We start from the raw sequence: 9,904 nt of genomic DNA on the forward strand, positions 1-9,904 counted from the left end.
TTATCGGCGTGGCCATCGGAGGGGAATGGGTATGAGCGAGTCTGATCTGGGCATGATGGATGCGCAAAGCCTCGTGGCACTCTTCAGGTCACGAGAAGCCTCGCCGCTGGAGGCCGCGCGGGCCGCCCTCGAGCGCATCGAGCGCTTCAACGACAAAGTGAATGCCTATGTCCACGTGGATCATGAAGGGGCAGAAGCGGCAGCCATGGCCTCGGCGCGACGCTGGGGGCAGGGCAAGCCCTTGAGCCCGATCGATGGGGTGCCGGTGTCTCTGAAGGACCTTACCGAGGTTGCCGGCATGCCGTGTCGCGAGGGGTCCCTGACCGTACCGGATACGCCCAGTCAGCAGGATGCCCCACCCGCCCGGATGTTGCGGGAAGCGGGGGCCGTCATCCTGGGCAAGACCAACACCCCGGAGTTCGGGTGGAAGGCGGTCACCGACAATCGGGTATTCGGTGCCACCCACAACCCCTGGGATACGCGGTTGACCCCTGGAGGATCATCCGGGGGTGCCGCCGTGGCCGCCGCACTCAATATGGGAGTGCTTCACCAAGGCGGTGATTCCGGTGGCTCGATACGCATTCCCGCGGCCTTCACCGGGGTCTTCGGCTTCAAGCCCACCTTCGGTTGGACGCCGCAGTGGCCGCCGGCCAAGGAGCCGACCCTCTCGCACCTGGGCCCCCTGACCCGCAACGTGCGTGATGCCGTCAGCATGCTCAATGTCATCGGCCGTTATGACTATCGGGATCCCTATGCCACGCGGGGGCAGCCGGCTGACTGGGGGGAGGACCTCGGCCGGAGGCTGCATGGCCTGCGTATCGCCTACTCACCGGACCTTGGGTATGCCCGGGTTGATCGTCAAGTCGCCGACCGTGTGGCCGAAGCCGCGCGGAAGCTGGAAACGCTGGGCGCCGAGGTGGTGGAAATCCATCCCGGCTTCGAGTCCTCCCTGGATATCTTCAAGAAGCTCTGGTTCACAGCCTCGCTGGAACAGTGGTCACAGCTCGATGATCGTCTGCGTGACAAGCTCGATCCTGGCCTGGTGGCCAATGCGCGTGAAGCGGAACACTGGAGCGCCGTGGAGCTGTTTCGGGCATTGGTGGAAAGGGCGAGACTCACCGAGCGTCTCGAGCATTTCAACCAGGAGTACCACCTGCTGATGACGCCCACCGTGTCCATTCCGCCGTTCGAGGTCAATCAGGAAGTTCCCCCCGGGAGCGGCATGAAGGACTGGGAGGAGTGGGCACCGTTTTCCTATCCCTTCAATCTCAGCCAGCAACCCGCGGCCTCGGTCCCCTGCGGCTTCACCGATACCGGGTTGCCGGTAGGTTTCCAGCTGGCGGGCGGCAAATACGACGACACTCGGGTATTACGCGCCTGTCATGCGTTCATGGAGGCGCATCCGCCACGTTTTCCCACCATTCCGGACCCATCCCAGCAAGCCTGAGGGCCTGCGCTCGGTCGAATTCAATCGTGCAAGGAGCGAGCGGACATGATCGTTCGAACCCATGAGGACGCCGAAAAGAGTGCCATCGACGAGGAGAAGTTCATCAGCCGTCGCTATACGCTTCGCGCCGACGGCATGGGCCACTCGGTGCATGAGACCTTTATCAAGCCGGGATGCGAGCTGCGAATGTGGTATCGCAACCACCGAGAGACGGTGCTTTGCCTGGAAGGGGAGGGCAGCATCGAAGACCTGACCGAGGGTGGCAAGTGGGAGCTGAAACCGGGCGTACTCTATGCCCTGGACAAGCACCAGCAGCATGTCCTCAGCAGCGCCAAGGGAATGACCGTGCTTTGCGTCTTCACGCCGGCCCTGGTCGGCCCCGAGGATCACGACGAGCAGGGCAGCTACCCCCTTTATGACGATGACGGAAGCATTCTGAGTCGCTAACTGTGACCTCTCGAGAGTTGTGCATCCAACCATTCTGCTGCCTGGGCCTTGTGGTCAGCGCGGTGCGGATGCCCATGATCACTTCGGCCGGGAGACTGGACTATCCTTGAAGGCTGGCAGGGCCTCGCCCTGTCAGCCGCCCAGGCATGCCTGTCAGGTCAGTCGAGGTAACGCCAGCATCGCCCGATTCGAGGGCTTGCTTCAGCTGGAACTGGCCAACATCTCGAGAATGGTCTCAGCACTGCTCTTGTCCACCACGCCCTTCTCGGTATCGACGCCGAGGTACTCCACCACGCCGTCATAGGCGATCAGGGCATAACGGTGGCTGCGGATGCCCATGCCACCGGCCGTGGCGTCCTTGTCCATGCCGATGGCACGGGTAAATTCGGCGTTGCCGTCGGCCAGCATGGTGATCGCCTCCGCATTCTGGTCCTTCTGCCAGGCGCCCATCACGAAGGCGTCGTTCACCGACAGGCAGGCGAGGGCATCGGCGCCGCTGGCGAGGATGTCGTCGGCGCGCACCACGAAGCCGGGCATGTGGGTGTTGGAGCAGCCGGGGGTGAAGGCGCCGGGCACGGCGAAGAGCACCACGCGCCGGTCGGCGAAGAACTCGCCGGTGGAGAGGTCCTGCGGCCCATCGGGGCCATTGGTCTTGAGGGTGATGTCCGGAATCCTGTCACCGATCGAGAGTGTCATGGGGTAGGCCTCTGGTTGGAGGTAAGCGTCATTCGTGAGCCGGGGAGCGGGTCATTCCAGCGGCGGCGTGGGGCGAATCAGAATCTCGTTGACATCCACGTGTTCCGGCTGCCCCAGGGCATAGGTCACCGCGTTGGCGATGTCACGGTCTTCCAGGGCATGCTCCGGGGGCTCGTCGAAGAAGGGGGTATTGACCATCCCGGGTTCGATCAGGGTCACGCGGATGCCGCTGCCCCGTAGCTCCTCCCGCAGGTTGTAACCGATCCCGCTCACCGCCCATTTGGTGGCGCTATACATGGAGCCGGGGATGGTGGTACGGCCGGCGGCCGACCCGGTCAGCAGCACATGACCACGGCTGCGACGCAGTGCCGGCAGGGTGGCCTGCAGGGTCAACCCGACGCCGTAGATGTTGGTCAGTATCATCTCGCGCCAGGCCTCGTGGTCGGCGCCACTGAAGCCTCCCGGTGAGCCGCCGCGCCCCGCGTTGGCGAACACGGCATCGATGCGACCGAAGCGTTCCATGGCCTGCTCGACCATGGCCTGCTGGTCATCCATGGCGGTGACGTCACAGCCGATGGCGAGCACGTTCTCCGGGCCCAGCTCCTCGGCCAGGGCCGTGAGCTTCTCCCGGGAGCGGGCGGCCAGCACCAGCTTGTAGCCTTCCCGCGAGGCGGCCCGGGCCGTGGCGGCGCCGATCCCGCTCGACGCCCCGGTAATCAGTAATACGCGATGCTGCATCGTCCTCTCCTGAGCCTGTGACCCGTGAATTTCCAGCATGGCCCAGGCCAGGACATGGCTGCAATCCTGGCGCTCAACGCAACACCGCCAGGCGGCCTCGCGGATATCGGACGTCGCGTTCGGTAGCGGTGTGCCCTGCCATGGTGGCGCCGGCGGTGGCACCATGGCAGGACGCCGGTCAGTTCAGGGCCAGTTGCGCCTCGTCACGATCACAGTGGAAGAAGTCCGAGCTCGCCAGCCATTCCGGATCGGGGTAGTAGGTGAAGAGGTACTGATCCTCCTTGATGCTGTCGATCAGCGGTGCGGCGACCTCCTGGCGAACCGCCGGGCAGCCATGGCTGCGGCCGAGGCGACCGGTCTGCTCGATGAAGGCCTCGCTGACGTAGTCGGCACCATGGATGACGATGGCGCGCTCGTAGGCCAGGTGGTTGACGCCGGGCTCGAGGCCCTCCAGGCGCAGCGAGTAGCCGTTACGGCCCTGGTAGCTGTTCATGGTGCGGAACAGGCCGATGCTGGACTGGTGGCTTTCCGGGACGTTGGAGAAGGTCTCGGCCATGGCATTGCCCGAGCCCTGGCCGTGGGAGACCAGCTCCTCGAACAGCAGCTGGCGGCGCTGTAGGTCGAAGACCCAGAGCCGCGGCTCGGTGGAGGGCAGCGAGAAGTCGATCACCGCCAGGCGCTCGGCGTCGGGGTCGGCGCAGGAGAGCGCACTGGCCGCCAGGCGCAGGACCCGAGGATCGGCGTCGGGTGCCAGCCGGGTCAGGGTCTGTTCGAGTGGAAGCTGGCGCAGCGTATCCGGCTTGTAGGCCTGGGCCAGGAAGTCGTCGCCGGCCAGGGCGAGCGTCGTGCCCAGCAGCAGCGCGCTGCACAGGGCGGTGCCGGGGAGCCATCGATTCGGGAAGGAGATCGGCATTCGGGAAACCTGTTGTGTGGCATGCTGGGCTCGGTCGTCGGCCATTCCCGACGGCGGGGCGTTCAGGCGAAAGTGGAGCCGGCTTCCCTGCGGCTCCCTGTCGGACACTATTATGGCCAAGGAAAACATGATGACCAGACCTCATTCTCAACGCAGGAGCCAGGACCCATGCCCTTAGCCAAAGGATTGACGCCACTGATTCTCGTGGTGGGGATGCTGCTCTCGATGAGTGGCTGGGCCCTCGCCGAGGAGGGCGAGGCCACCGTGGCCGGTGCCCTCGCCGAACGGCTAGCCGAGGAGGAGGGGAGCCTGCGGGACTTCTACGTCGCGCGCGAGGGACAACCCGCCTGGCAGGAGGCCGAGACCGTCACCGGCTTTGCCGCGGCCCTGCGCAGCCTGGAGGCGGACGGCCTGACCCCGCAGGACTACCGACCGGATGCGCTGGTGGCGGGACACCGCCAGGTGCAGGCCGAGGGACAGACACCGGCCGCCCGGGCGCGCTTCGACCTGCAGGCCAGCCGTGTCCTGCTGGCGGCCCTGCGCCATCTCCAGCGCGGCAAGGTGGATCCCCATCGCATCGACCCGGACTGGGAGGTGCTCATCGACGCGCCGCCCCTGGACCTGGCCGCGGTATCGCGGGCGGTGGATGCCCAGCGCTTCGAGCAGGCCTTCGCCCTGGCGCGTCCCTCGGCGCCCCCTTACGAGCGCCTGCGCACGGGATTGGCCCGCTACCGCCATATCGAGCGGCAGGGCGGCTGGCCGAGGCTGCCGCAACGACAAGAGTCGCTGCGCCCGGGCGACCTCCACGAGGATGTGCCGCTGCTGCGCGAGCGCCTGGCGATCATCGGCGAGCTGGAGGTGATGGTGGCCGACCTCTTTGCCGGGGCCGACTCGGGCGACGCGGAGCCGCGCCGCTACGATGATGCCCTGGTGGAGGCCGTGAAGCGTTTCCAGCGCCGCCACCTGCTCGAGGTGGACGGCATCGTCGGTCCCCGGACCCGGGAGGCCCTGAACGTGCCGGTGGGGGAGCGCATCGACCAGATCCGCGTCAACCTGGAGCGTGCCCGCTGGCTGCTCCACGGGCTGCCGGACTCCTTCGTGCTGGTGGACATCGCCGGCTACCGGATCAGCTACTTCCGCCCCGACGGCCGGGTGTGGCGCTCGCGCATCGTGGTAGGGCGCCCCTATCGCCGCACCCCCTCGCTGCGCTCGGCGATCACCCACCTGACCCTCAACCCCACCTGGACGGTGCCGCCGACCATCCTGCGCGAGGACGTGTTGCCCAAGGTACGCCGCGATCTCGGCTACCTGTGGCGGGAGGACCTCATGGTGCTGGGGCCCTCCGGCCAGCGTCTCGACCCCCGCGAGGTCGACTGGTCACGGCCCGGCAACATCATGCTTCGCCAGCGGCCCGGCCCGCAGAATGCCCTGGGCCGCGTCGTGCTGCGCTTCCCCAACAACCACCTCGTCTACCTGCACGACACTCCCGCCCAGGGCCTCTTCGCCAGCGAGCAGCGGGCCTTCAGCTCCGGCTGCATCCGCGTGCAGGGGGTACTCGAGCTGGCCCAGCACCTCTTCGACGATACCGGTACCCCCGCCCATGTGGCCTCGCTGGTCGCCGAGGGCGCCACTCGCAACATCCATCTCGAGCGTCCCGTACCGGTGATCCTGCACTACTGGACGGTGCACCCGGGCGAGGATGGCGAGCTGGTCTTCCGGCCGGACGTCTATCGGCGCGATGCCACCCTGCTGTCGGCCCTGGACCGCCCCCTGAGCGGATAGCGGGGCCGCTGTCGCGGCCTGGCTCAGCGGTAGCCCCTGGCCTGCAGTCGGAACAGCCGGGCGTAGCGGCCGTTGGCGGCCATCAGGCGTTCATGGTCGCCCTGTTCGAGGATCTCGCCGCCGTCGATCACCAGGATCCAGTCGGCGGCGCGCACCGTCGAGAAGCGGTGCGAGATCAGGATGGTCATGCGGTCGCGGCTGCCCTCGCGGAAGTCGGCATAGACGGCCGCCTCGGCCGCGGCGTCCATGGCCGCCGTGGGTTCGTCGAGCACCAGGATGTCGGCGCCCTCGCGCATGTAGGCCCGGGAGAGGGCAATCTTCTGCCACTGGCCCCCCGAGAGCTCCTGGCCGCCCTTGAACCAGCGCCCCAGCTGGGTGTGGTAGCCGCCGGGCATGCCGGCGATGAACTCGTCGGCCAGGCCGCGACGGGCGGCCGCCTCCCAGCGCGCCTCGTCGGTGAAGGCCGCGACGTCCCCGGCCCCGAGGTTCTCGCCCACCTTCATCTGGTAGCGCACGAAGTCCTGGAAGATCACCCCGATGCGACGCCGCAGGGCCTGGATTTCCCAGTCGCGCAGGTCACTGCCGTCGAGCAGGATGCGCCCCTCGGTGGGCTCGTAGAGGCGAGTCAGCAGCTTGATCAGGGTGGTCTTGCCCGAACCGTTGGCCCCCACCAGGGCGAGGCTCCCGCCCGGGCGCAGGTGCAGCGAGATGCCCGAGAGGGCGGGCGACGCGGCGCCGGGGTAGGTGAAGCCCACCCCCTCGAAGCGGATGCCGTCGCCGGGATGCGCCCCCGTGGTCAGGGTGCCGCGCTCGGCGGGCACCGGCTGCTCCATGTACTCGTAGAGGTTCGAGAGATAGAGGTTGTCCTCGTACATGCCGCCGATCGCCGTGAGGCTCGCCGAGAGTGCCGCCTGGCCCTGCTTGAAGACCATCAGGTACATGGTCATCTCGCCCAGGGTCAGCCTCCCGGTGACGGTCTCCGCCACCACCCAGGCATAGGCGGCGTAGAAGGCCAGGGTGCCCAGCAGCCCGAGCAGGAAGCCCCAGGTCTCGCGGCGCAGCGTCAGGCGGCGATCCTCGGCGTAGAGGGTCTCGAAGATACTCCGGTAGCGCGCAAGCAGCAGCGGCTCCAGCCCGAACAGCTTGACCTCCTTGATGCTGTCCTCCCGGGCGAGCACCGTCTCCAGGTACATCTGCATGCGGGTCTGCGGCGAGCGCCAGCGGAACAGCCGGAAGGCATCGCCGGAGAACTTGGCCTCCGAGACGAACACCGGCAGGGCGCCGATCACCAGCACCAGCAGCGCCCAGGGCGAGAACTGCACCAGCAGCACGCCGAAACTGGCCAGCGAGATGGCGTTCTGGGCCAGGCCGAAGGTCTTGTTGACCAGGCCCAGCGGCCGCACCGAGGCCTCGCGACGGGCGCGGGTCAGCTTGTCATAGAACTCGGAGTCCTCGAACTGCTCGAGGGAGAGGGTGCCGGCCTTCTCGAGGATCATCACGTTGACCTTCTGGCCGAGCAGGGCGCGCAGCAGTGACTGCTGGGCCGAGAGGCCGCGCTGGGCCAGGGCGATGGTGGCGATCACCCCCGCCTCGGCCAGCACGTAGCGCAGCACTCCCCACCAGTCGACCTCCCCGGTCTCGGCATGATGGGCCATGGCTGCCACCACCGAATCGACGATCAGCTGGCCGATCCAGGCCGCCACCGCGGGCAGCACCCCGGCGACCAGGGTGCAGAGCGCGAGCCCCAGGGTCAGGGGGCGGGAGGTCTGCCAGACGAGTGCCAGGGCACGGTGGCTGTAGCGGAAGACGCCGAGGAAGCTGGCCAGGCGGCGCTCGGGTGGCGCGGCCGGCCGGGGGTGGGCATGGGGTGAGGACACGCCGAGGGTCTCCGATCCGTGGGGGCGCCAGTGTACCCCGGGCGTCCCTCCGGCAGTAGGCGCCCCCTGAACGACCGCGCCCCGCTCGAGGGCGGGGCGCGGAAAGGCGGTGGCGGCGTGGATCAGCCCCCGTCGTCGGTCGTTTCCACCTCGCCGGTGCTGGCGACCACGGTGCCGGTCTCGCCGCTCTGCAGGGCGGCCAGCACGGGCTCTGCCTGGCGCTGGAAGGCGACCAGCCGCTCGCCCTGGAGGCTCTGGTTCTCGGGCAGCGCCACCTTCATGGCATTGACCTGGCTGTTGTTGACCAGAACCTCGTAGTGCAGGTGAGGGCCGGTGCTGCGCCCGGTATTGCCGGACAACGCAATGCGCTCACCCATGGCGACGCGCTGGCCGTTGCTGACCAGCGGCTTGGAGAGGTGCAGGTAGCGGGTCTTGTAGCCGTTGTCGTGGCGGATCACCACGTAGCGGCCTGCCGCCGGGTGGTTGCCGACCTTCTCCACGCGGCCATTGGCGGGGGCCTGGACGGCGGTGCCGATCGGCATGGCGAAGTCGGTACCCTTGTGGGGGCTGATGCGGCCGGTGACCGGATGCTTGCGGCGCGGGTTGAAGTGCGAGCTCAGCCGGTAGCGACCGTCGAAGGGGTAGCGGTTGAAGGCCGGATCGAGGCTATCGCCGTCCGGCGTGTAGAAGCGGTTGTCCTCCGGGTTGCGCACCAGGGTGAGGTCCATGCGCTCGCCCTCGTACTGCACTGCCAGCACCCGGGGGTCGAGGCTCTCGCCATCGATGAGGTCGGACTCCACCAGCACCTGAAAACGATCGCCGCGACGGGTGTCGCGGCGGAAGTCGAGTTTCTTTTCCAGGACTCGGGAGAGTTCCGAGACCTCGGCGCTGGTCAAGCCGGTGGCCTTGGCCGAACGCGCGAAGCTGCCGCTGATGCTGCCGGCAAAGAGGCGCTGGGTGGCCTCGCCGGCGCGCTCGATGGTGGCTACCTCGAAGCCGTCCTCCTGGCGCTCGACCAGGAAGCCGTCCCGGGCGTTCTTCATCAGGCGCAGGGAGAGCAGGCGACCCGCCTCGTCGAGCTGGTACTCGAAGCGGTTGCCCTGCCGCCAGTGGGTCAGCAGCCGAGGCTCGGGCAGGCGCTCCAGCAGGTTCATCACCTCGCGGTACCCCATGCCGAGATGGTTCTGCGCCATGATCGCGAAGGTGTCGCCGGCCTGGACCTCGTAGGTGTTCCACTCCGGCACGTAGGGCTCGCTGGCGGCGATCTCCTCTTCCAGCTGGATCGGCCCCTCGTCGAACAGTGCCAGCTCGTCCTCGGAAACCTCCTCGTAGGAGGTGGCATCGGCCACCATCTCGCCGTCGTGATCGAGCATGCCGCCGGCGATGGTCCCGATGACCACCGCCATGTGCAGGGCGCCATCGTCGAGGCTGGCAACGCCATCCGCGAGTATGCCGGTGTCATCCTGCTGGGCGCCGAGGCGCTGGGCGGGCAGGGCAAGGGTCTCCGGAACCCCGGGCTCGGCACGACTGGCCTTGGCCGAGGTGACGAGGTCGATATCGACGATCTCCGAGGCGGTGAGCTCGGAGAGCGGGACATGGCTGCGGGTGGCGTCGAGGGCCCGGGTGGCCATCTCGATGGCGTCGGCGACCGGGGTTCGCTCCGTGCGCAGCGAGGGCAGGCCGGGGCTGGCATCGGCATCGAGGGGGACCAGAACGGTGTCGAGCGTCTGGCTCTCACGCTGGACATCTTCGTAGGAGGTGACGATCTTCTGTGCGCCCAGCACGGTGACCATGGTGGCAACGGGTAACAGCAACAGCTTGTGGGTGCGGGGCAGCGAATGGAGGATTCGCATCATGGGTAACGGGCCGTGACAGATGAAAAGGAAAAAATAAGTGGCCTCAGAACCATACCCCATGATGTATGGGATGCCTAGCCCGAAAATTGCACCAGACATGCAAAAAGCGGCTGAAAATCGGTTATAATTCAAGCTACTACACAAGAAT

8 protein-coding genes are annotated in these 9,904 nt (G+C 67.4%); 3 read left to right on the forward strand and 5 right to left on the reverse strand.

Annotated elements, in window-relative coordinates:
- Window positions 1-31: 31 nt before the first annotated feature.
- Window positions 32-1,447 carry an amidase gene (locus SCI24_RS12365; RefSeq protein ID WP_318725666.1) on the forward strand — a complete coding sequence of 472 codons (1,416 nt, stop codon included), beginning with the start codon at window positions 32-34 and terminating at the stop codon, window positions 1,445-1,447.
- Between the two features lie 45 nt (window positions 1,448-1,492).
- Window positions 1,493-1,894 carry an ectoine synthase gene (locus SCI24_RS12370; RefSeq protein WP_318725667.1) on the forward strand — a complete coding sequence of 134 codons (402 nt, stop codon included), beginning with the start codon at window positions 1,493-1,495 and terminating at the stop codon, window positions 1,892-1,894.
- 201 nt (window positions 1,895-2,095) lie between these two features.
- On the opposite strand, the gene SCI24_RS12375 is transcribed toward SCI24_RS12370, so the two are convergent.
- The 3 genes from SCI24_RS12375 to SCI24_RS12385 all read right to left on the reverse strand — a co-directional run bounded on the left by SCI24_RS12375 (window position 2,096) and on the right by SCI24_RS12385 (window position 4,241).
- Window positions 2,096-2,590: a peroxiredoxin gene (locus SCI24_RS12375; protein WP_318725668.1), complete on the reverse strand. Its 495-nt coding sequence runs from the start codon at window positions 2,588-2,590 to the stop codon at window positions 2,096-2,098.
- 51 nt (window positions 2,591-2,641) lie between these two features.
- On the reverse strand, window positions 2,642-3,328 hold the full coding sequence (locus tag SCI24_RS12380) for an SDR family oxidoreductase (protein WP_318725669.1): 687 nt from the start codon (window positions 3,326-3,328) through the stop codon (window positions 2,642-2,644).
- A 178-nt stretch (window positions 3,329-3,506) separates the two neighbouring features.
- The gene (locus SCI24_RS12385; RefSeq protein ID WP_318725670.1) at window positions 3,507-4,241 is read right to left on the reverse strand and encodes a murein L,D-transpeptidase catalytic domain family protein; all 735 of its coding nucleotides are present in this window, start codon (window positions 4,239-4,241) and stop codon (window positions 3,507-3,509) included.
- 168 nt (window positions 4,242-4,409) lie between these two features.
- On the opposite strand from SCI24_RS12385, the gene SCI24_RS12390 reads away from it, so the two are divergent.
- Window positions 4,410-6,023, forward strand: a complete 1,614-nt coding sequence (locus tag SCI24_RS12390; protein ID WP_318725671.1) for a L,D-transpeptidase family protein — start codon at window positions 4,410-4,412, stop codon at window positions 6,021-6,023.
- 23 nt (window positions 6,024-6,046) lie between these two features.
- On the opposite strand, the gene SCI24_RS12395 is transcribed toward SCI24_RS12390, so the two are convergent.
- Window positions 6,047-7,900 (reverse strand): ABC transporter ATP-binding protein, encoded by a 1,854-nt coding sequence (locus tag SCI24_RS12395; protein ID WP_318725672.1) that lies wholly within the window; start codon window positions 7,898-7,900, stop codon window positions 6,047-6,049.
- Window positions 7,901-8,022: 122 nt separating this feature from the next.
- Window positions 8,023-9,756: a peptidoglycan DD-metalloendopeptidase family protein gene (locus SCI24_RS12400; RefSeq protein ID WP_318725673.1), complete on the reverse strand. Its 1,734-nt coding sequence runs from the start codon at window positions 9,754-9,756 to the stop codon at window positions 8,023-8,025.
- Between the last annotated feature and the right edge of the window lie 148 nt (window positions 9,757-9,904).

It is taken from the genome of Halomonas sp. (assembly GCF_033549285.1).
Taxonomy (GTDB): domain Bacteria; phylum Pseudomonadota; class Gammaproteobacteria; order Pseudomonadales; family Halomonadaceae; genus Halomonas.